This window comes from Halorussus amylolyticus, assembly GCF_004143485.2.
GTDB lineage: Archaea > Halobacteriota > Halobacteria > Halobacteriales > Haladaptataceae > Halorussus > Halorussus amylolyticus.
In genome coordinates this window covers 209,425-233,534 of the sequence record NZ_ML974130.1, presented here as the reverse complement: position 1 = coordinate 233,534, position 24,110 = coordinate 209,425, and the positions used below count along the sequence as shown (strand labels likewise).

Sequence of the window (24,110 nt, the reverse complement as noted above, 5' to 3'; positions counted from 1 at the left end):
CGGCTCGCTGCGCGCGTCGCTCCGTTCAGTCGCTGTCGTGCTTACACCGGAAGATGTCGCTTCGCTCGTCTTCCGGGCCTTCGGTCACTTCGTTCCCGAAGACGTCGCCGGGGTTCGTCGAGCGCCGGGAGAGCGAAGCTCTCCCGAGGTCACGCGAGCACCGCGAGCGTGACCGACCTCGCCCTTTCAGTCCACCAGGCCGGCCAAGGGATTGATTCATCGAGCGCAACGGTCGTTGACCGCGCTTATCTGAACACTGCCAACATCCCAAACAGCTATGGAACAACGGTACCAACACTACTTCTATGTCGAGTGGCACCATCGATATCGACGAGTTCGAGAACGCCAGCGACGACGAATTCGAGGAGCAGAACGATACCGAGCGAATCGTGTTGTTCCTCGATGAGAACGACGACCGTGCGTGGAAGGCAGCGACGATTGCCGAGCAACTTGAGTTGGATACGGACGCCGTCAGTGCGATTCTCTCGCGACTGAAGGAACGCGGTCTCGTACGGCACAAGCGCCCTTACTGGGCGATTACTAACGATGAGGAACGGCTCCGATCAGCGTACCGGCTTCACCAGCACCACCAGACCGCAGACGAGCAGTACGGCGAGGAGTATCTTGAGGCGTTGAAAACTGACGAGATGGAGGAAGTGCAGTGACCGCGTTCGGTGAACTAGAGCGTGGTGACATCATCTGGGGAACTGACCCGCTCTCAGACAAAGGTCGCCCGATGCTCATTCTGGGAACGCCTCGGTTCCCGAACCACGGCTTGCAACTTATTACGGTCTTGGTCTCCACGAAGACCTATCACGAGGAGTCACTCACGCTCCGAGACGACGATTACCAAGGCGAGCCACTCGGGGAACGAAGTCACGTCCTCCCGTGGGCGCTCGCGACTCTCAACAGTGCTACAGAAGTAGAACTCCATATGACCTCCCTCATCGACGAACGTACCGCAGATGTGGCGAGACAACTGAGTGGCTACATCTCTTCCTGAGTAAAATGTACTGCTGCCAACGGCGTCACCGACAAGCAGCTACTCTGAACACTTCCCGAGAGTTCGGAGTTATCGTTCATTGCGCTGACCCCGGCACGGGTCCCAACGTCGAAATCGCTCGCATCGACACCGCCCACGGGCACGTCCATATCGACACGCTCTATCGCCGGGACGAGCCGAAAGAGCCACTCGACGTGAGTCTCTGGGAAGCCGTAGCCCGACTCAAAAACGACTGGCGGCGCTACGCCGAGAGCCACGAACGCAACCGCTAGCTCCCTTCCAGCCGATTCAGCACAGCGTCGGGTTCGTATCGGAGCGAGAGCTGGCGCGACCGACCGCGACCCTCGACGTTGGTGTAGGTCGCGTCGATGATGTCGAGCTGGTCGAGCTTGTTGATGATTTCGGAGTAGCGAGTGTAGCCGAGTCCGGTCTCCTCGTGGAAGGCGTCGTACACGTCGCCCGCGCGCTCGCCGTCGTGGCGGGCGATGACTTCGAGGAGTTGGATTTCGCTGTCGTTGAGCGCCCGGAGGCTGTGGCTGAGGTGGACGTACTTCGACTTCTCGTAGGCGTCCTCCACGTCGTCGATGCTGACGGTTCGACTCGCGCGCATCTCGGCGTTCAGGCCCGCGCGCCTGAGCAGGTCGATGCCGACCCGGAGGTCGCCGCTCTCGGCCGTGAGTCGGGCCACCTCGTCCAGCACGTCCGCGGTGACGACGCCCTCGTGGAAGCCGCGGTCGGCGCGCTCGCCGAGGATGTCGGCGATTTCCTCGGTGTCGTACACCGGGAAGTACACCTCCTCGGGTCGGAACACGCTCTGGACCCGACCGTCGAGTTCCTCGATGACGTCGAGGTTGAGGTCCGACGAGACCACGATGACGCCGATTTTCGCGCCCGAGTGGGCCTCGTGGGCGCGCAGGAGCGAGTAGAGCGTGTCGGACGCCTCGCCCTCGTAGAACAGGTAGTTCACGTCGTCGAGCGCGACCACCAGCACCTCGTCGTCCTCGACCAGTTTCTCGGTTATCTGGCGGAACAGCTTCTTGAACGAGATGCCCGACGAGGGCGGTTCGTACTCGAAGATGCCCTCGAACACCCGCGAGAACACCGAGTAGCGCGTCGAATCGACCTGACAGTTGACGCGTACCGTCCGCACGTCGGTCTGGGCCGAAAGCTCGCCGAACAGTTTCTGGACCGCGGTGGTCTTGCCGGTGCCGGGCGGGCCGCGGGAGATGACGTTCAGCGGACGCGACCCGCGCGCGGCGGGTCGGAGCGCGTACTTCAGGCTCTCCATCTGGCTCTCCCGGTGGGCGAACGTCTCGGGGACGTAGTCTATCTCGAAGACGTGTTCGTCGCGGAACACCGACTCGTCCCACGAGAGCATCCCCTCCTCGGGGTCGTCTGCCATCACTTTCACCACGCTCGTCCAGCTACTTAACCTTTCGGCAGGTGAGAAATATCGGCGGTTCGGCGGGGTCAGACCCGCGTTTTCGAGTTCACGTCTGTTTAATCTCGCTCTCGATGTCGTTTCGGTCCATCGACATGCCGTGTTTGTTCTGGGCGTGCTGTTCGACCATGTTCACGACTTCGTTCTGGTCGTTCGCGCGGACCATGAAGTCGCAGCCGCTTTGTTGACATCCGAATTCGTGAGCCATACGTTCCCCCTCCCCGGGGTGACCCGACCGACACCGCCCGACGAAATAACTACTTTGGCCCGAGAGCGCATCAGCCAGCGTCCGACCGCGCCGCCGACTCAGAACTTCTCGAGCAGTCGGTCGTAGAAGCCCGACTCGTCGCCCTCCGAGAGCTTTTCCACGATGAGTTCCGGCGTCGAGCGCGCGAGGTGGTCTTTGACCGGCGACCGATTCACCACGAGTTCGCCGTCCGCCAGTCCCTCGGCCTCGATGCCGTCCACCGCCACTTCGTAGTCGGCCACCTCCCGAATCTCGCTCGCGAGGTGCGAGACGAACACCCCGGTCACGTCCTCTCCGCGGAGTTCCTCCAAGATGCCCGCGATGATTTTGGCGCTCGCGCCGGGTTCGGTGATGCTTTCGAGTTCGTCCACGAGGACGAGTCTGTCCCCGCTTCCGTCGGTCTGCTCGCCGCCGTTCGTGAGTCCGGCGAACTCCCGGAGCGTAGTCTCGAACGCGCCCGCGTCGAGGGTTCCCTGCGTCTTCTCGTGGTAGTGGAGTTCCCCGAATCGCTCCAGTCGGACTCTCTCGGCGGGCACGGGCAGACCCATGTGGGCCAGAATCGTGACGACCGCTACGAGGTCGAGCGTCGAGGTCTTCCCGCCGCTGTTGACCCCCGAGAGGAGCGCCACGCCCGAGACGCCGTACTCGACCGGCTCAACGTCCTCGAAGGCCACGTCGAGCAGGGGTGAGCGTCCGCCTTCGATTTCGAAGCCCGCGCGGAACTCCGTTCGGCGTGCCTCCGACTCGGTTTCCGAGTCGGAGACATCGACGAACTCGGGCATCGTGCAGTCGAAATCGGCGGCGAACTGCGCGACTGCCAACTCCACGTCCAACTCCAGCGCGGTCCGGACCAGTTCCTCGGCCGCGTCGCGGCGGTCGGCGAGGTCGGCGGCGAGTTCACGCTTCCGGCGGGCCGCCCGGCGGTCCTTCGCGGCCACGAGGTCCTCGCGGAGCCGCGAGATGGCGTCCTCGTCGCGTTCGACCGGAAACGTCGGCTCCTCGGGAAACGCCCGGCGCGCGACCTCGCGCTCGCCCGAATCGAGGTCGAGCGACTCCGCGAGGTGGTCGCGGGCCTCGGCGATGGCGGCGGCGTACTCGTCGCTGAGTTCGCGCGAGAGGAGCGAGTCCACGCCCGCGCCCTGCTCGACCAGCGAGAGGAGGTCAGACCCCTCGACGGTCACGTCCTGCTCCTCGATGGCGTCCCGGAGGTGGTCGTTCGCCACGCTCTCGGCGGTCGAAACCGCGGCGTCGAGGTCGTCGATGGCGCGAGTCAGCCGGTCGAGTTCGTCGTCGCCCACCACGGTTCCGTCCGAGTCCACGCGTTCGAGCGCCGAATCGAGCGCGTCGAGGTCGAGCGGCGGGTCGATGCCCGCGGCGCGGTGGACCCGCGCCGCGGCCCGCAGGCTCTCGCGGTTGGCCGCGAAGAAGGCGAGCGACCGCTCGGGGACCACGTCGGCGGGTCGTTCCAGCGCGTCGGGTTCGACTCGCACGTCGCCCTCGACGCTCACGCCCGCGAACGCCTCGTCGAGCGCGACCACGGTCGAGTAGCCACGCGCGAGGTCGGCGAGGTCGCGGGCGTCCTCGACCACCTCGACGCTGAGTTCCGGGATTTCGCGCTGTGCCGCGGAGTATCGCTCCGCGTCGGTGGTCGCCAGACACCGGTCCCGAACCGTCACGTCGCGGGGGTCGGCGAGCGGCGTCACGTCGGCGAGCGCGGCCAGCACCTCCTCGTCCGGTTCGCGCTCGATTGCGGTCGCTGTGAACTCGCGGACCTCCTCGATTCGGGACGCCACGCCGCTCGGATAGAGGGTTTCGACCCGCTTCTCGCCGTAGCTCGTGACGGTTCGGTCCTTCAGCAGGCTCAACACGTCGCGGTAGAGTTCGTCGGCGCGGTCGGTCGCCAGAAAGCCGCCGGGGTCGTCGTGGCGCTCGCGAACCGCGGCCCGCGCGATGGACGCCGCCCGGCCCTCGGTGATGCCGGTGACGCTCGCGAGTTCGGCCACGTCGCCCGATTCGAGCGCGGCCTCGGGGTCGTCCAACTCCGCGAGCGCCGCCGCCGTCTTCGACCCGACGCCGGGTATCGCCTCCAACTCCATTCGGGGCGTAGTACCGACTCTTAGGATAAAAACGTTCGTAGCGTGTGCGGTCGAGATTCAGTCTCGGAGACCCCACGGAAGGTCGCCGCCGCGATCCTCGATGTACTCTTTTGCGTCTTCAATGCCGGTCAAACGGACGTTGTCCCTGCTTCCACCGTAGCCTTCGAGTGGCGCTTTCGGGTCGCGAATCATGTCTCGAATCAGGTCCTCTGCACGGCCTTGGTCGCTCGTAGCGACCCAATTTTTCACGGTTTCGACCTGCTTCTTGTGGCTACCAGTGACTCTGTTACGTGCGAGCTTCCGTATAATCTTAAGACGTATTTTATCATCTCTGACCATTCTCTTGTGCGTGACTGATACCTACGTCGCATTTATACTTGTTGGAACTATTCGACAGTGAAGCAGTGTATAGGGCATAAGAAAACAGTATTTTCACCACAATCATTAAGTAGAAGGCGTGAATCTAGTTGTATAACATGAGTACCCAAAAAGCGAAAGATGAATTCGGAGAGGCTCCAGCAGAGGATACTATTTTAACGGATGTCCTCGGTCCTCACGCCAAAGTGAAAATTCTGACCGTGTTAATTGGCGAAAGCGACCACGACCTCAATCCGACCGACATCTCGCGTCTCGCAGGCATCGACCGAAGCACGTTCTACGAACATATCGACGACCTCGTGGCCTACGACATCGTGGAGGAGACGCGGACGGTCGGCAACAGCCAGATGTACCAAATCAACCGCGACAACCCCGCCGCCGAAGACCTCGCGCAGTTCGAGTGGGATTTGCTCGACTACATTCCCGAGGAGTAGGGTCGGTCGTCGCTCGCCGGTTCGCTTCTAGCGCAGGTCAATGCGCTTTTCCCCCGTCCGCTCCAAGCGCCGACTATGTCCACAGTCGAGGCGAAAGCGGAGGCGGTTCGGGCTGACCTCGCCGAGCGCGACGGCGTGGTAGTCGCGTTCTCTGGCGGCGTGGATTCGAGCGTCGTCGCGGCGCTCGCCCACGACGCGCTCGGCGACGACGCGGTGGCGTGTACCGCCAAGAGCGAGACGCTCCCCGCGGCCGAACTCGAAGACGCGAATCGGGTCGCCGAGGAAATCGGCATCCGGCACGAAATCGTCTCGTTCTCCGAACTCGACGACCCGAACTTCGTCGTCAACGACGACGACCGGTGTTACCACTGCCGGACGATGCGTCTCGGGAAGATGTTCGAGACCGCCGAACGCCTCGGGATTCCGGTCGTCTGCGACGGCACGAACGCCAGCGACGCAGACGGCGGCCACCGACCCGGACTCCGGGCGGTCGAGGAACTCGACGCCTACTCGCCGCTGCTCGCTCACGACATCACGAAGGACGAGGTTCGGGAGTTAGCGGACCGGTACGGTCTCTCGGTGGCTGACAAGCCTTCGATGGCGTGTCTCTCCTCGCGGATTCCCACGGGACTCGAAGTCACCGAGGACAAACTCTCGCGGGTCGAGCAGGCCGAAACCCTCCTCCGGCAGTGGGGCTTCTCGCAGTTCCGGGTGCGCGACCACGACGGCCTCGCCCGCATCGAGGTCGGGCGCGACGAACTCGACGCCGCACTGAATCCCGACTTCGTGGCGGCGGCCCGCGACCACCTGACCGACGCCGGATTCGACCACGTGACCCTCGACCTCCACGGCTACGAGACGGGGAGCGTGAGTCCCGACGGAGACGACGGGAGCGAACGAGACGAGAGCGGGTCGGACGACGAGCCACTGGTGGAGAACGTTTTCGACGCCGACTACCCCACCGCGGAGTAGTCAGCCGCCAGCGACGGCCAGCGACCGCGCCGACTCGGCGCGGTCGCTGGCCGTCGCTGTGTATTGTTCGGTACGGTCGCTGTACGTTGTTCGGTACGGTCGCTGTACGTTGTTCGGTACGGTCGCTGTTCGCTCGGGGTCGTAGAAAGTGGCATGGGCGTTCGCACCCAGGGTGGCAGTTTGCTGGCACGCGAACTGCGATGTATAGCTGCTGGCACGCGAGCTAGTGGCAGGCGCGAACGCTACTTCACCGTAGGAGTTCCGCACGGTTAGTTATACGGCGATTACGTCGCGGGAAAGCTCTCGTTGACTGGGAGGTTCGCGCCGGTCGTCAGCGACCGGTCCACTTGAGGAGGAGCAGCGTCCCCTCGAACAGCAGTATCATCGTCGCGGTGACGAGGATGGGAGCCATCCCGGTCGGGTCGGGCGTGAACAGGAACGAGACGCCGAGGAACGCGCCCCAGAACAGCAGACGGCGGTCGGCGAGCCACTGGCGGGTAGTCAGCCCCATCATGATGGCGAGCATGATGAGCAGCGGAATCTGGAACACGACGGCGAGATAGCCCATCAACATCAGGATGAGGTTGAACGTCTTCGAGAGGCCGAACGCGAGAATCGCCACGTCGTCGGTGTAGTAGATGAAGTAGGTGAAAATCGCGGGCAGGACGAGGAAGTACGCGAAGCTCACGCCCACGAACGCCAGCACGAGACTGGTGGGCACCGCCGCGAGGTAGTACCGGCGCTCGTGAGGGTAGAGACCGGGTTTCATGAACAGGTAGGTCTGGTAGACCATGATGGGGAGCGCGAAGATGACGCCCGCGAGGCTGGCGACCTTGAGTTCGGTCAGCACCAGCGCCAGCGGGTGGTAAATCCGGGGGCGAGCCTCGGGACCGACCTCCTCCAGCGGGATGATGTGATACCAGAGGAAGTTGATGACCTCCTCGCCGAACGGGAGCGCGATGGCGGTGATGCCCCCCGCGACGACGATGACGACCGCGAGCCGCTTTATCATCTCCTCGATGTGCTCGGTCAGCGGCATCTCCTCGTCTTCGAGCGGCTCGGTCGGGTCCGACGGCGGCTCGGCTGGCTCGGGGTCCCGCACCGAGTCGCGCGTCCCGTCGCTCGTGGCGGGCGAGAGGTTGTTGGCGGTCGCCTCCGGTTCGTCAGCCATTCAGTCGGTCTAAGCGCCGGGTGTATTATAGGTCTTATGTGAGCGGCCGAGCCGAACGATTCGGTAATATCCGCGTAATCCCGCAGCACATTTTATTACTCGCTCGATTTCGAGAATAGAGGCCGGTCGGGCCGAGATTCGACGCCGACAGGCCCGTTTGCTGACGCAACGAGAAGATTGATAACTACGACACGGCTACCACGCCCAAGGAATGTCCGGAACTGGAAGTAGCATCGTGGACGAGGACACCGCCCGCGCCGTCAACAGCGGCCGCGAAACCATCGGTGCGGTGCTCTCGACCGCCCAAGACCACCTTCGAAAGGTGTTCATCGTCTTCCTGCTGGGCTTTTTAGGCTGTTTCTACGCACTTCGCGGCGTCGGTTGGCCGTTCCTCGAAGAGGTCACGAAGGCCCAGATGTCCGAGGAAGTCGCCGACAGCATCAACATCGTCGCGGTGACGCCGTTCGACGTGATTTTGCTCCAAGCGAAGATAGGCGTCATCGCCGGAATCATCCTCGCGTTCCCCGTGCTGCTCTACTACGCCCGCGACTCGTTCCGCGACCGGTCGTGGTATCCCGAATCACCCATCGCCCGGTGGAAGCTCGCGGTGCTCGGCCTGCTCGCGCTCGGTCTGTTCGGCGGCGGCATCCTCTACGGCTACGCCGTTTTCTTCCCGCTGATGTTCCAGTTCCTCGCGGACAACGCGCTCACCGCGGGGTTCCAGACCAACTACTCCATCGTGAAGTGGACCGAGTTCATCCTCTTTCTCTCGCTGTCGTTCGGGCTGGCCGCGGAGCTTCCGCTCGCGATGAGCAGTCTGGGATACACCGGCATCGTCCCCTACGAGACGTTCCGCGACAAGTGGCGCTACGCCATCATGGGCATCTTCGTCTTCGGAGCGCTCGCGTCGCCGCCCGACCCGTTCACTCAGATAATGTGGGCGACGCCGCTCATCCTGCTCTACGTCTTCAGTCTCTACCTCACTAAGCTCGTCGTGACGCTCAAGCGCGGCAACGAGCGCATCAGCGTTCGCGGCGTGATTCGCGACGACTGGATTCGCATCTTCGGGTTCCCGGCGCTCGTCTTCGTCGGCGTCCGGATGGCGCTGACCGGCGGCGGTCGCGACTACGTGAACGGCCAGCTTCCGGCGGCGTACCAGCTTCCGCCAATCGAGTCGGTCGTCGGACTGCCGCGCACCCAGTCCGTGCTGGCTGTCGCCGGAGGTGTGGCGGTCGCGACGTTCGTGCTGGCGACCCTCTACTACGTGTTCAAAGCCCTCGACGACGTGGGCACCGGGCCGGAGCCGAGGCGCTCGGGCGCACCCGCCGAAATCGACATCGAGAACCTCGACGCGGGCGCGGTTCGGGCCGCCCCGCCCGAGGTGTTCGAGGAGATGGGCGAAGACGAGGCGGTGGACTACGCCCGGCAGGCGATGGACGACGACGAGGCCGAGAAGGCTCAAGCCATCCTCGACCGGTGGGACGAATTCAACCCCGACGAGGAGGCCGACGAATCGGACGCCGACGAAGCCACCGAGGCGGAAGCGCAGGACGGTGACGAGGACGAGGAGGCGACGTTCCCGCGCGAATCCGAGACCGAGGAGTCCGAGAACGTCATGCAGAGCACCGCCGCGGGCATGGCCGACGCGTTCACCGAGGACGAGACGACCGAGGAGGACATCGGCGGGTGGTACTACGACATCCGGTTCATCCTCGAAAGCCTCACCTCGAAGATGTTCTGGCTGGTGGGCATCTTCATGGCGGTCCTCGCCGCGGTGTTCACGTTCCTCTACACCGGCGGCATCGGCGACATCCGGCAGGACTTCCTCGAACGACTCCCCGCCGAAGTCCGGCCCGAACCCGGTTCGGGCGAGGAGATACTCAACATCGTCGTGCTCCACCCGGTCGAGGCGCTCATCTTCGAGGTCAAGATTTCGACCCTGCTCGCGGCCATCGCGATTCTCCCAGTCGTGCTCTACTGGGCGTGGCCCGCGATGAAAGAACGCGGTCTGGCGGGCGGCGACCGCCGGGTGTTCGGTCTCTGGGCGGGCACCATCGCGGTCGGTCTGGTCGCGGGGAGCGCGCTCGGCTACTCGCTGGTCGCGCCGAGCGTCATCTCGTGGCTGGTCGCCGACGCGACCCGCGCCGAGATGATAATCTCCTACCGAGTCAGCAACTTCTTCTGGCTCGTGTTCTTCACTACCGCGGGCATCGGCCTGCTGGCCGACGTACCGCTCACGATGTGGCTGTTCGAGCGCGGCGGCATCGTCTCGTTCGAGGCGATGAAGGACCGCTGGCGCGAAGTCACCATCGCGGTGTTCGCGGCCGCCGGGTTCCTGACTCCCGATAGCCTCTACACGATGTTCCTCATCGCCATCCCGCTCTCGCTGGCGTATCTCGTCGGCCTCGGCGGCCTGTGGGTCGTGACGCTCGGCGGACGGCGGTAGGACCCGAGTAGCGGTTCTTCTCCGAGTCGAAGATGCAAGAATTTCAAGTGTTTTGCGAGGATAGCGTAGCGTATGGCGGACACGTTCGTGCGAAAACAGCGAATTCAGTCGGGGAAGACCGAGCGACTTCGAGAGTTGCTCGCCGAGATGACCGAGGAGGCACGCGCCGACGAGGACGGAGTCCTCGAAATCTGGGAGGGCGAAAGCCTCCACACGCTGTCGCTGTTCATCGAACGGACCGACGACGCCGACTACCTCGTGTGGTACATCGAGGCCGACGATATCGACCAACTCATCGAGTTTCGACAGAATTCGACCCATCCGCTTCACGACATCGAAGACGAGATGATGGCGGCGGTGCTCGAAGGCCCCGAGAGCGTCACAGAGTACGAGCCAGTCTTCCACGGCGTGAACCCCAATCGGCCGCAGGAGTTCGTCGCTCGACAGTAAACGTGCGCCACGAGCGGCGACTGTCGAATAGTTTAACCCACCTCCGGAGATAATACCCGGGTATGACCAAGATAAGCGTGGAAGTGCCCGACGAACTCCTCGCCGACCTCGACGAACACGTCGGCGACGACGGGAAGTTCGTGAACCGGAGCGAGGCAGTTCGGGCGTCGGTCCGGAAGATGCTCGACGTGCTCGACGAGATAGACGAGCGTCACGGGAGACTGGAGAATGAGTGACGCCTACGCGGAGACGGTCGATTCGCTTCCGGTGGGGCGGGTCGCGCTCATCGGCCTGTTCATCACCGCGCTCGTGGTGGCCCAACTCACCGCCTCGAAGCTCCTCGCGTTCTCGATTCCGGTGTCGCTCCCGTTCACCGGGAACTCGCTCGCGATGCCCGGCGCGGCGCTCGCGTACGCGCTGACGTTCTTCGCGTCGGACTGCTACTCCGAGCTGTACGGTCCGACCGAGGCCCGGAAGGTGGTCCACGTCGGCTTCGCGATGAACTTCGTCCTGCTCGTGCTCGTGTGGTCCACCATCGCCGCGCCCGCCGCGCCCTTCAGTCAGGTGGACCCCGCGACGTTCGAAAGCGTCCTCGGCGCGAGCACCGACATCGTGGTCGCCAGCCTGCTCGCGTACCTCGTGAGCCAGAACTGGGACGTGTTCGCGTTTCACAAGATTCGGGAGTACACGGACGGCGCGCACCTCTGGGCGCGCAACGTCGGTTCGACGGCGTCGAGCCAACTCATAGACACTCTCATCTTCGTCGGCGTCGGGTTCGCGCTGATGCCCGCGCTTCGGGGCGGAAGCCCGCAGGCGCTCGACGCGTTGCTCGCGCTCGTCGTCGGTCAGTACGTCCTCAAGCTCCTCATCGCGGTAGCGGACACGCCGTTCGTCTACGCGGTCGTGGGCTACCTGCGCTCGCGCGGCTACGTCCCGACCGCGCCCGCCTCGGCGAACTGAGTCGCAGGACTCGAACCGACTCCGACACCTCTTTGCCCTTCCGTGATTCGACGTGAGACGTGCAACGCAATGCCCTCCTGCTATTGGCCGTCAGTGCTCTCGTCGTGCTCGCGGGATGCACCGGCGCGCTCCCCGGCGGGACCGACGAACCGACCACGGACGACATGGAGTACCCCGACGGCGTCTCGGAGACCGGAACCAACCTCACGGCGCTCACGCAGGCCCACGCCGACGCGCTCGACGAGAGTAGCTTCACACTCGGCGTCGATTCGACCCAGAACACGTCGATGGGGAACCAATCGGTCGCGATGACCGCCGCGGTCAGCGACGACCGCGAACAGATGCGCGCGAACGTCTCCGCGGCGGGCCAGCAGAGCGAGATGTATCTGACCGAAAACACCCAGTACACTCGAATAAGCGCGGGCGGCCAGACTCAGTACGACGCGAGCGAGCGCACCTCGGACGGCGCGCAATTCGTCCCGCAGTCGTACTCCGGCGCGACGTACGTCGACCAGTTCGGCGGCGAGACCGCGGCGAACTTCACGCCGACCGACGTTCGCGAAATCGACGGCACGACGCTCATTGTCCTCGAAGCCGACGGGAGCAACGTCTCGGCTCCCGAGGGCGCGAGCTTCGCGGACTACAACGCGACGATGCTCGTGGACGAGCAGGGCGTCATCCACAGCTTCGAGGTGTCGCTAGAGAGCGAGCAGAACGGAGCCTCGGCGAACGTCTCGTTCGCGATGAACGTCTCGGACGTGAACGAGACGACGGTCGAAGAGCCGTCGTGGCTCGACGAGGCGAAGAATCAGACGGGCGAATAACTCAGACGACTTCCGCGAACCCGAATCGCGGCTTGACCTCGGTGACGCTGACCTCGACAGTTTCTCCCTCCTCGACGTCGGAGACGAACAGCGTATAGTCCTCGACCTTGGCGACGCCGTCGCCCTCCGAGCCGATGTCCACGATTTCGACTTCGAGTTCGTCGCCCTCGCGGACCGGCGCGGTCAGCCGACCCTTCGCGACCAGATACACCTCCGAGGAGGAATCGCGCGAGGCGTCGGGGCTCATCGTCCGGACGTACTGGAACTCCTCGTCCATCTCCTCGCGGAGGGGTTGGAGGTCCTGTCCTTCGAACACCTTCACCACCAAATCGCCGCCCGAATCGAGTACGTCGAGCGCCGTCTCGAACGCTTGACGAGCGAGGTGGACCGACCGGGCGTGGTCCACGCTGTACTCGCCGGTCATGTTCGGGGCCATGTCCGAGAGGACCACGTCCACCGAGTCGCCCGCGAGGTCGCGGACCTCCGCTTTCGTCTCCTCGTCGGTCATGTCGCCCCGAACCGTCTCCACGCCGTCGATTGGGTCGATACGCTGGAGGTCCACGCCGATGACGGTGCCGCCCTCGCCGACCTCCTCGGCCGCGACCTGGAGCCAGCCGCCGGGGGCGGCTCCGAGGTCCACGACCGTCTTCTCGTCGTGGAGGAGGTGTTCCTCACGGTCGAGCTGTTTGAGCTTGTAGGCGGCGCGAGAGCGGTAGCCCTCCTGCTTCGACTTGTTGTAGTAGTGGTCCTTGTGGCTCATTTACTTGGGATAGCGTAGCCGTTCGCGCTCCTTACGCGCTTCGTTTGTGCGATTCCCGACGCGCTCGGTCCGCTCCGGTTCGGACCACCTGGCAATCCGCAAGTGGCGAACGTAACCGAATCAGCTAACGCGTCCAGACATGCGGAGATAGCCGAGGAACTACACTGTCGTTCGACTACCTCCATCTACCGTATTTGTATCGTACGCGTTCTGCAACCTATTTCGGTTACGCCGCCACGCCAAGATTTATTAGCCGACTCCACCACCGTTATTCACATGGCGATACAACGCCGTCGGTTCCTACGGGGTGCAGGCGTCGCGGCGGCGCTCGGACTCGCGGGGTGTGTCAGCAGCAACCCCCTCAGCCAGAGCGACGAGTCCGGAGACGAGACCGAATCACAGCAGTCTCCGGAAATCGGCGACGACGAACTCACGCTCGCCACGACCACCAGCACGTACGACACCGGCCTTCTCGACGAACTCCACCCGCCGTTCGAGGAGGCGTTCGGCATCACCGTCAAGACGCTCGCGAAGGGCACCGGCGCGTCCATCCGAACCGCGGAGGACGGCGACGCCGACGTAATCTTGGTCCACGCTCGCGGCGCGGAGGACGAGTTCCTCCAAGAGGGCTACGGCGTGAATCGGCGCGACGTGATGTTCAACGACTTCGTCGTCGCCGGGTCGGAAGACGACCCGGCCGGAATCGAAGGGATGGAGAGCGCCACCGACGCGTTCGCCGCGATTGCGAACTCGGGCGAGACGTTCGTCTCGCGCGGCGACGACTCGGGTACGAACAAGAAGGAACTCGCGGTCTGGGACGAGTCGGGCGTCGAACCCGGCGGCGAGTGGTATCAAGAAGTCGGGAAAGGGATGGGCGACACGCTGGTCCAGACGAACCAAATCGGCGGCTACACCATCGCCGACCGGGGGACGTACCTCTCGATGCGGGACGAAATCGACCTCGCGATTCTCGTGCAGGGACCGCTCGAAGGCGGGCCGACCATTCTGAAAAATCCGTACGGCGTGATTCCGGTCAACCCCGAGGTACACGGGAACGCAAACTACGAGGCCGCGATGGCGTACGTCGGCTTCCTCACGAGTCCGCGCGGGCAGGACATTATCGACAGCTACACCGAGAACGGTTCCCAGTTGTTCTTCCCGAGCGCGCTGGGCGAGGAGGCGAACTTCGGCCAGTACGTCCCGCAAGGCTACTCCGCCGAGCAGGCCGACTCGCTCTCGAAGCGCGACCGCCAGTTCCTTTACTGGGTGGACACACACGTTTCGAACGACTACTGACAAGATTCGCTCTCCGACTCACCGACCACCATGTTCCCCCTAACCGCGACACTCCCCGACGCGAGTTGGACGTACTTCTTCAGCATCGTCGCCGTCTCGCTCTACGTCAGCGGTCTCGCCGTCGCGGTGAGTACGCTCGTGAGCCTGCCGGTCGCGCTCGGCATCGGCTTCTCGGAGTTCCCGGGCAAGCGCGCGGTCACGGCCGTCATCAACACCGGGATGGGCTTTCCGAGCGTGGTCGTGGGCCTGCTGGTCCTGCTGGTCGTCTCGAATCAGGGACCGCTCGGCGACCTCGACCTCGCGTTCACGCCGGAGGCGATGGTTCTGTCGCAGTTCGTGCTCGCCACGCCCGTCATCACGAGCATCACGCTCTCGGCGGTCGAGGGCGTCGGCGACGACGTTCGAGACGCGGCGTTCGGACTCGGCGGCACCGACGCCGACGTGGCACTCGTCGTCATCAAGGAAGCCAGATACGGCATCGTGACCGCGGTGCTGGCGGGATTCGGGCGGGCCATCAGCGAGGTCGGGTCCATCCTCATCGTCGGCGGGAACATCGTCTACAGCGACGGCACCTCCTACACCCGGACCCTGACGACCGCGATTACGGTCGAGGCCCGGCAGGGGCGGTACGAGGCGGGTCTCGTCCTCGGAGCGGTCCTGCTCGTCCTCGTCCTCGGGGTGAACTGGCTCGGGTCGTGGATTCGGAGTCGGGGGCGCGGCCGCGCGAGCGGCGGCGGGAGGCGGTCGCCGTGAGCCTGACCGCTGAGGAAATCGGATTCGGTTACGGGGAGAGAAGTACGGAGAGCGAATTCGAGGGGCGGGGGGGGGGGGCTGGCGCCCCCCCGCCCCCCCCCCCCCCCCCGACGCCGACGGGTCGGGGTTCTCGGGCGAATCACCAGTTTCCGACGCGTCGCTGTTCGCGGACGTGTCGCTGTCGGTGTCGCCGGGCGAGGTCGTCACCGTCGTCGGTCCCTCCGGAGTTGGCAAGACGACCCTGCTCCGCCTGCTGGCGCTGTTCCGACCGCCCGACGAGGGGACGATTTCGTGGGACGGCGACGACGCGTGGGCGCTCTCGGACCGAGAGCGCCTCGCGGTTCGGCGGCGGGTCGCCACCGTGTTTCAGGAGCCGTCGCTGTTCAACGCGAGCGTCGAGCGAAACGCCGAGTACGGGCTTCGAGTCCGACGACCGTGGTCCGACCGGATTCGGGACGCGATTTCGGGTGCAATCGGCGTCTCGGACGCGTCGCGACGCGTCCGAGACGCGCTCGAAACCGTGGGTCTCGAATCTCTCCGCGACCAGAACGCGCTGTCGCTGTCGGGCGGCGAGGCCCAGCGAGTCGCGTTTGCGCGAGCGCTCGCGGTCGAACCCGACGTGCTACTGCTCGACGAACCCTCCTCGAACCTCGACCCGCGGAACACGGCGGTCCTCGAAGACGCCATCGCCGACGCCCGCGACCGCGGCGTGGGCGTCGTGGTCGCGACCCACGACATGAATCAGGCCGAGCGCATCTCCGACCGGGTGGCGGTCCTGCTCGACGGGACGATTATCGAGACCGGACCGCCCGAGCAGGTGTTCGAGAGCCCGGCCGACGACAGAACGCGAAGGTTCGTAACCGGGGAGCTCGTCTACTGAGCCATGGAGAGTCCGAAGCGCGAGTTCGAAGCCCAACTGGCGGCGGGCGACACCACCTTCGACGCCCGCGACGAGGCGCTTCTCCGGGCGATTCTCGACGCCGAATCGCTCAACGCCGCGGCGAGCGAACTCGGCCGGTCGTACGCCCACGCCCACCGGCGACTGGGCGACCTCGAAGACGCCTTCGGCCCGCTGGTGGAGCGAACCCGCGGCGGCACCGACGGCGGCGGGAGCCGACTCACGCCGAACGCCCGCGAACTCCTCGCGAAGTTCGAACGCCTTCGAGCCGAGTTCTCCGGGCTGACGAGCGCGGACGAGAACGTCCTCGCGGGCGAGGTGGTCGAACGCGACGGCGAACTCGCGGTCGTCTCGACCGACGCGGGGGAGGTTCACGCGCTCGTGTTGACCGAACGCGAGCGGGTGCAGGTCACGATTCGGGCCGACGCCGTGACGCTCCACGCGACGGGCGAGGTTCCCGACGAGACGGCGACGAGCGCCCGAAATCGACTCCCCGGCGAGGTGGTCGGCGTCTCGGTCGGCGAGACGGTCGGCCGGGTCGCGGTGGACGTGGGATTCGACGAACCACTGATAGCGCTCGTCACGCTCACGAGCGTCGAGCGACTCGCCCTCGAACCCGAAGCCGAGGTGGTCGCGTCGTTCAAGGCGACCGCGACGCGCGCGACCGCCGGGGCCGGGGAGTCGAAGACCGAGGGCACGGAGGCCGAGGACGGTGGGGCGGAGAGTAACGACGACGTAACGCGACGCCGACGCGGGTAATCGTCGATTCTCGCGCTCGCTCGCGTGCGCGCACGAACGGGTGTTTTTTATGCTGGGGGTTCGTAGCAATCGCCAAGATGTTTAAGGCTATCGTGAGCGCTAACACGCTCCGGGATGCTATCGATTCCGTGAGCGTGCTGGTGGACGAGTGCAAAATCCACCTCGAAGAGGACGGCCTCGCCATCCGCGCCGTCGACCCCGCGAACGTCGGGATGGTGGACCTCGAACTCTCTTCGGAGGCCTTCGAATCCTACGAAGCCGACGGCGGCATCATCGGCGTGAACCTCGACCGTCTCGACGACATCGCGGGGATGGCGAGCGGCGACGAGCCGATTCACCTCGAACTCGACGAGGAGACCCGGAAGCTCCACATCCAAATCGACGGGCTGGAGTACACCCTCGCGCTCATCGACCCCGACTCCATTCGACAGGAGCCCGACATCCCGGACCTCGACCTCCCGGCCGAAATCGTGGTCGAGGGCGCGGACATCGACCGCTCGGTCAAGGCCGCCGACATGGTGAGCGACCACATCGCGCTCGCGGTGAACGCCGACGACGAGACGTTCGTCGTGGAGGCAGAGGGCGACACCGACGACGTGCGCCTCGAACTCGACCGCGAGGACCTCATCGACCTCACCGCGGGCGACGCTCGGTCGCTGTTCAGCCTTGATTACCTCAAGGACATGGACAAGGCCATCCCGGCCAACGCCGAGGTCACGGTCGAACTCGGCGAGGAGTTCCCGGTCAAGCTTCACTTCGACATCGCGGAGGGGCAGGGCAACGTCACCTTCATGCTGGCTCCGCGGATTCAGAGCGACTGACGACTCCTCGCGTCGTTTTTCTCGGCCCCCTCAAATTCATACGTGAAGAGGGACAACGTTCAGTCATGTCGCTGGATTCACGCAGTTCGGACTCCGTAAACACCGACCTCGCCACCACAGTCGGTCTCTACGCGCTCGGGGAGCTAACTCTCGGGGAGGCCGCCGACCGCGCAGAGGTCTCCGAGATTCGAATGCAGGAGATTCTCGCGGAAGCAGGCGTCGAGCTACGACTCGGACCGGAGACGAAGGACGAGGCACGGAGAGAGGTCGATGTCGCCCGACGAGCAACCGAGTGAGGGACCGACGCCGATACTCTTCGATACGACCGTCCTCTCGAACTACGCTCGGAGTCGCTCGATGGAGTGGCTCGTCCGCACAATCTCGATTCCCGTCACCGTCCCCGCCGTCGAACGAGAGCTAAAACGTGGACGAAAAGAGGGGTACGAGTACCTTCAGTCGGCGCTCGACCGGGCGAGTCACGTCGAGACCGTCCCCGACGGTCCCGCAAACGAACTGTCTGTCGTGGAACCGCCGTCGACGGTGGACGTACCGGAATCGGTGTCGAAACTCGACGTTGGCGAAGCCCACGCACTGCGTGGTACGTGGCCGAATCGGATACTCGCGACCGACGACCTCGACGCGAGACGACTCGCGAGAGACTGCGATGTCGCCGTCACCGGTTCGGTCGGGATTCTTGTGGATGGTGTCGAGCGCGACGAACTTCCGATGGACGTGGCTGACGAATGGCTCGAAACGTGGCGCGAAGCGGGGTATCGGTCGCCGGTCGAGAGCGTTACGGAAATACTCGATTAGAGATTCCGGTCGATGACCGCCTTCGCGGCCTCGGCCTTCTCCTTCCAGCCGTATCCAGCCTCGTAGACGTGGCGCTTGCGATTGACCAGTTCCTCGGGCGAACTCTCCTCGAAGCCCCCGCGAGTCCACGTCCCGGTGTTCTGAAGCCAGTCCACGACGCGCTCTCTGGTCTCGTCCCACGACAGGCCGACCATCTCGTACCACGCTATCATGGCGAAGACGGCGTTGTCGTGGGCACCCGGCACCGACCCCTTCTCGGCGACGGTCTTGATGGGTTCGATGGTGGGGTCGGTGACGTGTTCTTTGTACTCCTCGGCGGTCAGAAGCTGGAGTCCGCCGTCGCCGGTCTCCATCACGCGCTGTTCGCGCTGGAGGCGGTCGAACGCAGCCTGATGGAGTTTGTCCCACGTCCCGTGGGCCGACTCTCGGAGGTCGTCGGCCCCACGGGGACCGCCCGAGAGGACCGCGATGACATCGGTGTAGGCCTTCTCGATGTCGGCCCACTGCTCGCCCTCGAAACGGCAGTCGGGGCCGTGGAGATTGCTCGTCGTCCGGCAGTCGGGACAGGGGTAGTCGAACCGCGGCACACCACAGTAGTTTTCGTCGGAGTACAAAATTGGTCTGATTCTGAATCGAACGGTTTCGTGAGTCTGTCGGGTGTTCGTGAGTCTGTCGGGTGTTCGTGAGTCCGACTGAAACCGTGACCACTACTTACACGGTACCTAGGAGAAACCGCACCGCAACCGCGACAGCCACACGCCTCCCCAACCGATTCGCTCACTCCTTTCAGTCGTTCACTCATCCCTCGCGCGCTTTGGGCGCGCCACGGGGGCGCGCCAGCGCGCGCCGGGCGGCCGGTCCACCGGAAAATCGGTCCGGTGGACCAGTCCACGGAGCTACGCCCGGAGAACCATCCGCCGGGAGGGACTGAAAGGGGCCGGGCGCTCGCGTTTACCTTGGTCGTCTGCGGGACCGCTATCCGCGCGGGCTGTGCGGAGAGCGCGGATATGTCCCGCAGCGACCGCGAGCGTCCGGGGGCTTTCTAAAACTTCATTGCTATTCTCGTGTCGATTCGCGGCGAGCGTCCGGGGGCTTTCTGGCCGTTCTTCGCTGTCTTTTTCCTGCGCTCACCTCTCGTTCGTTCCCTCCGAGCGACTTTTCAAGCCGATACACCTACTCCCCATCAGTGAAGCTTCACGTCCGGTACGAGGGCGACGACGACCCCGACAAGTGTACGGCCCGAAAGCTCGCGCGCTTCGACCTCGCCGAACTCCACCGCTCGGCCCGCGCGACGCCCTACGGAATCGTACTGAATCCCCACGCCGAGCGGGCGCTCTCACCGGCCGACCGCGCCGAGACCGACACGCTCGTCGCGCTCGACTGCTCGTGGGAGACCGCCGGGCGGGCGATGTTCGAGATGTCGGGCGTCCACCGCGCGCTCCCGTTCCTCGTCGCGGCCAACCCCGTCAACTACGGCAAGCCGTTTCAGTTGAACACCGTCGAGGCGTTCGCCGCGGCGCTCACGATTCTGGGCGAGCGCGAGCAGGCCGAGGAGATTCTGTCCAAGTTCCGATGGGGCGAGACGTTCCTCGAACTCAACGCCGAACCCCTCCGGCGGTACGCCGCCTGCGAGGACTCGACCGAGGTGGTCGAAGTTCAGGGGGAGTACCTCGACGCCGGGAACGCAGAGGACGAGGAGGAGTCGTAAATTGAGAAGCGACGCGGCGACTCGGTAAGGTTTAAACGCGGTGGCGGCCAATCGGCGGTATGGCCAGTTTCGAGAAGGCGGAAGCCCGGACCCTCGACAAGATGATTTGCATGCGGTGTAACGCCCGCAACCCGAAGAACGCCGACAACTGCCGGAAGTGCGGCTACGGCAAACTCCGACCCAAGAGCAAGGAACCCCGAAACGCCTGATTTCGCGTTTCGACTCCGCGCTCGCTTCGTTCCGAATAGTTACTTCTGTTTTCACTGCGTAGCGCCGGTATGGCATCCGATTCCGACGATTCCCGGGTCGTCTCCGAGGACGACTTCGAGTGGACGACCACCGAGCGCGGCGACACCGAGTTCCGCCGCAAGCAGTTGGGCCGGGCCGCCGGGAGCGAGGAGTTGGGGTGTAGCCTCTACGAACTCCCGCCCGGCAAGGCGGCGTGGCCCTACCACTTCCACACCGGCAATGAGGAGGCGGTGTACGTCCTCTCGGGTTCGGGTACGGTCCGGACCCCCGACGGCGAGACGACCCTCTCGCCGGGCACTTACGTCGCGCTCCCGGCGGGCGAGGACGGCGCACACCGAATTCGAAACGACGGCGACGACCCCCTCCGGTATCTCGCGGTCTCGACGATGAACGACCCCGACGTGATGGGCTACCCCGACTCGGGCAAGGTGGGCGTCCACGCGGGAGCGCCGCCGGGCGGTCCGACCGAGGAGCGAGTCTTCTCGGCGTACTTCCGAGAGGCCGACGCAGTGGACTACTGGGAGGGCGAGGACTGAGACGGAAACGGTGAGAGTCGAGACGGAGAAGGCGAAACCCAAGACGGAGAAGGCGAGAATGGTGCGGAGGGATAGAGCCAAATGGCTCTCGGCCCGAGAGTGCGTATGAACGTCACCATCATCGACTACGGAGTCGGGAACCTCCGAAGCCTCCGGCGGGGCCTCGAACGTGCCGACGCGACCGTCTCGGTTTCGGACGACCCCGACGAAATCGCGAACGCTGAGGCGCTCGTCCTGCCCGGTGTGGGCGCGTTCGAGGAGTGCATGCGAAATCTGGAGCCGTTTCGGGACGTGCTACTCGAAGCTGCCGAGGACACCCCGATTCTCGGCATCTGCGTCGGGCTACAGCTTATGTTCACCGAGAGCGAGGAGGGCGCGCCCGAGGGCGAGACCATCGACGGACTCGACCTGATTCCGGGCCGAGTCGAGCGACTTCTGAGCGACGTGAAGGTGCCACAGATGGGGTGGAACGAACTCACCGTCGAGCGCGACCACCCGCTCGCCGACGGCATCGACGACGGCGACTACGCCTACTTCGTCCACTCGTACTGCTCTCCTGCCGACGACGCCGCAGTCGCGACCTGCGACTACGGCTTCGAGTTCGCGGCGATAGCCGCGAACGAGACGGGCAACGTGATGGGAACCCAGTTCCACCCCGAGAAGAGCGGCGAGACCGGGCTGAAAATTCTGCGGAACTTCGTGCGGTACGCCGAAGCGTATCGGCCTGCTGCCACTGCTGACTGACTCTCGCTTCTCCAATTACTCCGGATATTTCGGTTCGCGGCGCTCGGCGCGCTCTAAGGCGCGCTCGATTACTCCGCGCACGTCCCCGTGGAATTCGTCGCCGTGTCCGGCGTACATGTGTTCCACCCCGTCGGGAAGTCGGCTCAGAATCGTCCGAATGCTCTCGATTTCTCGCTCGCGCGACTGGCCCTGCATGTCGGTCCGGCCGAAACTCCCTCCCTCGAACGCGCCGTCGCTGTACACCACCACGTCGCCGCTGAAGATGGTCGTCTCCGAGACGAACGCGAGGTGGTCGTCGGCGTGGCCCGGCGAGTAAATCGCCTCGAACGTCTCGTCGCCGATTTCGAGGGTGTCGCCGTCGGTGAGCGCTCGGGTCCTGTGCGGGTGGTCGTCGTAGCACAGCAGTTCGGGGTCGAAGGCGTCGAGGACCGAGTCGAGTTCCGCGACGTGGTCGCCGTGCTGGTGGGTCAACACGACGGCGTCGATGTCCGCGACGTGGTCGCGGACCGCGTCCACGACGCCCGGCATGCTCCCGGCATCGACCAACACGGTCCGGTCGCCGACCGCGAGATACGCGTTGCAGGTGAACGTCTCGGCGTCGGCGGTCACGTTGTGGATTTGCACACTGGACTGTTTCACCCCACCTCTCAAAAGCTTGACGGGCGGGCGGGAAGCTTTAGTGAACGGCGGTCGTACTGTTCAGTAGCCATGGGATTTGGGAGCTACGACGAGTCCGAACAGGACAATCAGGAGTACGACGCCGACCTCGACGACGACACCGGCGTCTCCACCGAGGAGAACTCCCACGAAGGTTCTGTGGACTTCGAAATCGGCGCGTCGAACGACGAACTCCTCGACCGCCTGCAAGACATCAAAGACGACGAGAACGAGACCTGACGTGAAACCCGGCGTTCGTGCGCTGGGCCTCGCCGAGTCGTACCGGGGGACACACCTGAGCACGCTCGGCGGTGCGGTCGTCAGGGCGAGCCGAGTCGCCGACGGCTTCGCCTACGAGACCTGCACCGTCGGGGGTCTCGACGCCACCGACGCCGCAATCGACCTTTTTCGAGACCTCGACCGTGAGGATGTGAGATACGTCTTCGTCGCTGGCATCGCGCTGGCGTGGTACAACGTCGTGGACCTCCGGCGACTCGCGGCCGAAATCGATCGGCCGGTGATTTCGGTTACGTTCGAGGCGAGTCCGGGTCTCCGCGAGGCGCTCGACGCCGAATTCGACGGCGACGACCTCGAAGGCCGACTCGACATCTTCGACGCCCAACCGCCCCGCGAGCGCCTCCGAATCAACGACGAGACCGTTTTCGTGCGCTCGGTCGGCGTCGAGGCGAGCGAGGCGAGAGACGTCGTGCGCGCGTTCGCGCCCGAAGGCGGGCGACCCGAACCGCTCCGAGTCGCCCGACTCGCGGCGCGGGCCGCGGACGACTTTCGGCGTGAGGGGTGACTAGAAGGAGTGGACATGCAAAGATTCATTCCCATCGTGGCGCGCGGAATCGCGGCCGCAGGCCGCGATTCTCGCGCGAGGGACGAGGACCGCAACGAAGTGAGGACCGCAGTCGGTTGGGGAGGGCGTGGTGCGGTTCTCATAGGTACCGGGAGTAGCTAGCTAAAACGACTAGCTAGCTATAACGGTCGTTTTGATTGCGACTACCGCAGCGTCTCCCACATTCACACACCAAACTGAAGGCCGCCGATTCTTAATACGCCGCCCGCAAACACCCGATATGGACAACATGGACGGTCTCGAAGTCACCGACTGCACGCGGTGTCCCGACCTCGTCGAGAGCAGGAGCCGAATCGTCAACGGCACCGGCCCGGCGGACGCCGACATGCTGTTCGTCGGCGAGGGACCCGGCGAGCAGGAGGACGCCGAGGGCGAACCGTTCGTCGGCCGAAGCGGGTCGATACTCGACGACAAACTCCGCGAGAAGGGACTCGCCCGCGCCGACGTGCGAATCACGAACTGCGTGCGGTGTCGCCCGCCCGAGAACCGCGACCCCACCGCCGAGGAACTCGAACACTGCCGAGGGTACCTCGAAGCCGAAATCGAACTCGTGGACCCCGACGTCATCGTGACGCTCGGGAAGGTGCCGAGCGAACACCTCCTCGACCGCGACGTGGCCGTCACGTCGGAAGCGGGGTCGGTCGAGCGCGCGACCCTCGGCGGCGCGGCGCGCGAGGTCCTCGTCTGCGTCCACCCCGCCGCGACCCTCTACGACCGGAGCCAAGCGGGGACGTTCGACGCCGCAATCGAGAAGGCGGCGACAATAGCTGGCGACGGCGCGAGCGGACAGTCGCAACTCGGCGATTTCTGATTGTGACGTTCGACGGCTTCT

32 protein-coding genes are annotated in these 24,110 nt (G+C 64.8%); 24 read left to right on the top strand and 8 right to left on the bottom strand.

Translation table 11 applies throughout. From position 1 onward, the window contains the following. Positions 1-305: 305 nt before the first annotated feature. The 3 genes from EKH81_RS01185 to EKH81_RS01175 are packed head-to-tail and all read left to right on the top strand — an operon-like array spanning position 306 to position 1,275. A complete protein-coding gene (locus tag EKH81_RS01185) occupies positions 306-665 on the top strand; it encodes a MarR family transcriptional regulator (RefSeq protein WP_132058155.1) in 360 nt (119 codons plus the stop codon). After that, complete coding sequence (locus EKH81_RS19810) at positions 662-1,003, top strand: PemK-like protein (protein WP_132058156.1); 342 nt, start codon at positions 662-664, stop codon at positions 1,001-1,003. Before EKH81_RS01185 ends, EKH81_RS19810 begins: the two co-directional genes overlap by 4 nt. 5 nt (positions 1,004-1,008) lie before the next feature. Next, on the top strand, positions 1,009-1,275 hold the full coding sequence (locus EKH81_RS01175; RefSeq protein ID WP_132058157.1) for a DUF7718 family protein: 267 nt from the start codon (positions 1,009-1,011) through the stop codon (positions 1,273-1,275). Here EKH81_RS01175 and EKH81_RS01170 read toward each other — a convergent pair. The 4 genes from EKH81_RS01170 to EKH81_RS01155 all read right to left on the bottom strand — a co-directional run bounded on the left by EKH81_RS01170 (position 1,272) and on the right by EKH81_RS01155 (position 5,126). Then, the gene (locus EKH81_RS01170) at positions 1,272-2,405 is read right to left on the bottom strand and encodes an ORC1-type DNA replication protein (RefSeq protein WP_132058158.1); all 1,134 of its coding nucleotides are present in this window, start codon (positions 2,403-2,405) and stop codon (positions 1,272-1,274) included. The genes EKH81_RS01175 and EKH81_RS01170 overlap by 4 nt on opposite strands. Before the next feature lie 88 nt (positions 2,406-2,493). Further along, positions 2,494-2,652, bottom strand: a complete 159-nt coding sequence (locus tag EKH81_RS01165) for a DUF1059 domain-containing protein (RefSeq protein WP_132058159.1) — start codon at positions 2,650-2,652, stop codon at positions 2,494-2,496. A 98-nt stretch (positions 2,653-2,750) separates the two neighbouring features. Beyond that, positions 2,751-4,787: a helix-hairpin-helix domain-containing protein gene (locus EKH81_RS01160; protein WP_132058160.1), complete on the bottom strand. Its 2,037-nt coding sequence runs from the start codon at positions 4,785-4,787 to the stop codon at positions 2,751-2,753. 57 nt (positions 4,788-4,844) lie between these two features. Next, on the bottom strand, positions 4,845-5,126 hold the full coding sequence (locus EKH81_RS01155) for a hypothetical protein (RefSeq protein ID WP_132058161.1): 282 nt from the start codon (positions 5,124-5,126) through the stop codon (positions 4,845-4,847). Between the two features lie 224 nt (positions 5,127-5,350). Between EKH81_RS01155 and EKH81_RS01150 the strand changes: the two genes are divergently transcribed. Together EKH81_RS01150 and larE are read left to right on the top strand one after the other, a co-directional pair. Continuing rightward, the gene (locus EKH81_RS01150; RefSeq protein ID WP_132058162.1) at positions 5,351-5,599 is read left to right on the top strand and encodes a winged helix-turn-helix domain-containing protein; all 249 of its coding nucleotides are present in this window, start codon (positions 5,351-5,353) and stop codon (positions 5,597-5,599) included. A 75-nt stretch (positions 5,600-5,674) separates the two neighbouring features. Further along, positions 5,675-6,571, top strand: coding sequence for an ATP-dependent sacrificial sulfur transferase LarE (gene larE, locus EKH81_RS01145; protein ID WP_132058163.1), 897 nt, complete (start codon positions 5,675-5,677; stop codon positions 6,569-6,571). Between the two features lie 331 nt (positions 6,572-6,902). On the opposite strand, the gene tatC is transcribed toward larE, so the two are convergent. Further along, positions 6,903-7,742 (bottom strand): twin-arginine translocase subunit TatC, encoded by an 840-nt coding sequence (gene tatC / locus EKH81_RS01140; protein ID WP_132058164.1) that lies wholly within the window; start codon positions 7,740-7,742, stop codon positions 6,903-6,905. Between the two features lie 211 nt (positions 7,743-7,953). On the opposite strand from tatC, the gene EKH81_RS01135 reads away from it, so the two are divergent. From EKH81_RS01135 to EKH81_RS01115, 5 genes are all read left to right on the top strand, one after another. Further along, entirely contained in the window at positions 7,954-10,188 is a 2,235-nt protein-coding gene (locus EKH81_RS01135) for a twin-arginine translocase subunit TatC (RefSeq protein WP_132058165.1), read from the top strand. Between the two features lie 72 nt (positions 10,189-10,260). Next, a complete protein-coding gene (locus EKH81_RS01130) occupies positions 10,261-10,638 on the top strand; it encodes a DUF6176 family protein (RefSeq protein WP_132058166.1) in 378 nt (125 codons plus the stop codon). A 62-nt stretch (positions 10,639-10,700) separates the two neighbouring features. Then, entirely contained in the window at positions 10,701-10,874 is a 174-nt protein-coding gene (locus tag EKH81_RS01125) for a ribbon-helix-helix domain-containing protein (RefSeq protein ID WP_132058167.1), read from the top strand. Next, positions 10,867-11,598, top strand: coding sequence for a queuosine precursor transporter (locus EKH81_RS01120; protein ID WP_132058168.1), 732 nt, complete (start codon positions 10,867-10,869; stop codon positions 11,596-11,598). The genes EKH81_RS01125 and EKH81_RS01120 overlap by 8 nt, the downstream gene beginning before the upstream one ends. A 59-nt stretch (positions 11,599-11,657) precedes the next feature. Then, positions 11,658-12,422 carry a DUF7537 family lipoprotein gene (locus tag EKH81_RS01115; RefSeq protein ID WP_132058169.1) on the top strand — a complete coding sequence of 255 codons (765 nt, stop codon included), beginning with the start codon at positions 11,658-11,660 and terminating at the stop codon, positions 12,420-12,422. A 1-nt stretch (position 12,423) separates the two neighbouring features. Here EKH81_RS01115 and EKH81_RS01110 read toward each other — a convergent pair whose 3' ends face one another. Then, positions 12,424-13,182 (bottom strand): 23S rRNA (uridine(2552)-2'-O)-methyltransferase, encoded by a 759-nt coding sequence (locus EKH81_RS01110; protein ID WP_132058170.1) that lies wholly within the window; start codon positions 13,180-13,182, stop codon positions 12,424-12,426. A 276-nt stretch (positions 13,183-13,458) separates the two neighbouring features. Here EKH81_RS01110 and EKH81_RS01105 point away from each other — a divergent pair, with 276 nt between their 5' ends. From EKH81_RS01105 to EKH81_RS01075, 7 genes are all read left to right on the top strand, one after another. After that, positions 13,459-14,478, top strand: coding sequence for an ABC transporter substrate-binding protein (locus EKH81_RS01105; protein WP_132058171.1), 1,020 nt, complete (start codon positions 13,459-13,461; stop codon positions 14,476-14,478). 30 nt (positions 14,479-14,508) lie between these two features. Then, a complete protein-coding gene (locus EKH81_RS01100; protein WP_132058172.1) occupies positions 14,509-15,231 on the top strand; it encodes an ABC transporter permease in 723 nt (240 codons plus the stop codon). 178 nt (positions 15,232-15,409) lie between these two features. Continuing rightward, positions 15,410-16,111, top strand: coding sequence for an ABC transporter ATP-binding protein (locus EKH81_RS01095; RefSeq protein ID WP_394352033.1), 702 nt, complete (start codon positions 15,410-15,412; stop codon positions 16,109-16,111). A gap of 3 nt (positions 16,112-16,114) precedes the next feature. Further along, entirely contained in the window at positions 16,115-16,888 is a 774-nt protein-coding gene (locus tag EKH81_RS01090; RefSeq protein ID WP_132058173.1) for a TOBE domain-containing protein, read from the top strand. A 77-nt stretch (positions 16,889-16,965) separates the two neighbouring features. Continuing rightward, complete coding sequence (locus EKH81_RS01085; RefSeq protein ID WP_132058174.1) at positions 16,966-17,709, top strand: DNA polymerase sliding clamp; 744 nt, start codon at positions 16,966-16,968, stop codon at positions 17,707-17,709. A 65-nt stretch (positions 17,710-17,774) separates the two neighbouring features. Continuing rightward, complete coding sequence (locus EKH81_RS01080; RefSeq protein WP_132058175.1) at positions 17,775-18,005, top strand: DUF7317 family protein; 231 nt, start codon at positions 17,775-17,777, stop codon at positions 18,003-18,005. Beyond that, complete coding sequence (locus tag EKH81_RS01075) at positions 17,980-18,522, top strand: PIN domain-containing protein (protein ID WP_132058176.1); 543 nt, start codon at positions 17,980-17,982, stop codon at positions 18,520-18,522. Before EKH81_RS01080 ends, EKH81_RS01075 begins: the two co-directional genes overlap by 26 nt. Here the strand turns inward: EKH81_RS01075 and EKH81_RS01070 are convergent. After that, positions 18,519-19,109, bottom strand: coding sequence for a DUF7474 family protein (locus EKH81_RS01070; RefSeq protein ID WP_132058177.1), 591 nt, complete (start codon positions 19,107-19,109; stop codon positions 18,519-18,521). The two genes, EKH81_RS01075 and EKH81_RS01070, sit on opposite strands and share 4 nt — an antisense overlap. A 599-nt stretch (positions 19,110-19,708) precedes the next feature. Between EKH81_RS01070 and EKH81_RS01065 the strand changes: the two genes are divergently transcribed. From EKH81_RS01065 to hisH, 4 genes are all read left to right on the top strand, one after another. Then, positions 19,709-20,230 (top strand): DUF367 family protein, encoded by a 522-nt coding sequence (locus tag EKH81_RS01065; protein WP_132058178.1) that lies wholly within the window; start codon positions 19,709-19,711, stop codon positions 20,228-20,230. Positions 20,231-20,289: 59 nt separating this feature from the next. Then, complete coding sequence (locus tag EKH81_RS01060) at positions 20,290-20,439, top strand: 50S ribosomal protein L40e (protein WP_132058179.1); 150 nt, start codon at positions 20,290-20,292, stop codon at positions 20,437-20,439. A 69-nt stretch (positions 20,440-20,508) separates the two neighbouring features. Then, a complete protein-coding gene (locus EKH81_RS01055; RefSeq protein ID WP_132058180.1) occupies positions 20,509-21,015 on the top strand; it encodes a cupin domain-containing protein in 507 nt (168 codons plus the stop codon). A 105-nt stretch (positions 21,016-21,120) separates the two neighbouring features. After that, a complete protein-coding gene (hisH, locus tag EKH81_RS01050) occupies positions 21,121-21,759 on the top strand; it encodes an imidazole glycerol phosphate synthase subunit HisH (protein ID WP_132058181.1) in 639 nt (212 codons plus the stop codon). Positions 21,760-21,774: 15 nt separating this feature from the next. Here hisH and EKH81_RS01045 read toward each other — a convergent pair whose 3' ends face one another. After that, on the bottom strand, positions 21,775-22,383 hold the full coding sequence (locus tag EKH81_RS01045) for an MBL fold metallo-hydrolase (RefSeq protein ID WP_132058182.1): 609 nt from the start codon (positions 22,381-22,383) through the stop codon (positions 21,775-21,777). Between the two features lie 84 nt (positions 22,384-22,467). Between EKH81_RS01045 and EKH81_RS01040 the strand changes: the two genes are divergently transcribed. The 3 genes from EKH81_RS01040 (at position 22,468) to EKH81_RS01030 (ending at position 24,089) form a co-directional block, all read left to right on the top strand. Beyond that, complete coding sequence (locus EKH81_RS01040) at positions 22,468-22,656, top strand: DUF5786 family protein (RefSeq protein ID WP_132058183.1); 189 nt, start codon at positions 22,468-22,470, stop codon at positions 22,654-22,656. A 1-nt stretch (position 22,657) separates the two neighbouring features. Beyond that, positions 22,658-23,218 (top strand): endonuclease dU, encoded by a 561-nt coding sequence (locus EKH81_RS01035; RefSeq protein WP_132058184.1) that lies wholly within the window; start codon positions 22,658-22,660, stop codon positions 23,216-23,218. Positions 23,219-23,498: 280 nt separating this feature from the next. Beyond that, positions 23,499-24,089 (top strand): uracil-DNA glycosylase, encoded by a 591-nt coding sequence (locus tag EKH81_RS01030; RefSeq protein WP_132058185.1) that lies wholly within the window; start codon positions 23,499-23,501, stop codon positions 24,087-24,089. Positions 24,090-24,110 lie beyond the last annotated feature (21 nt).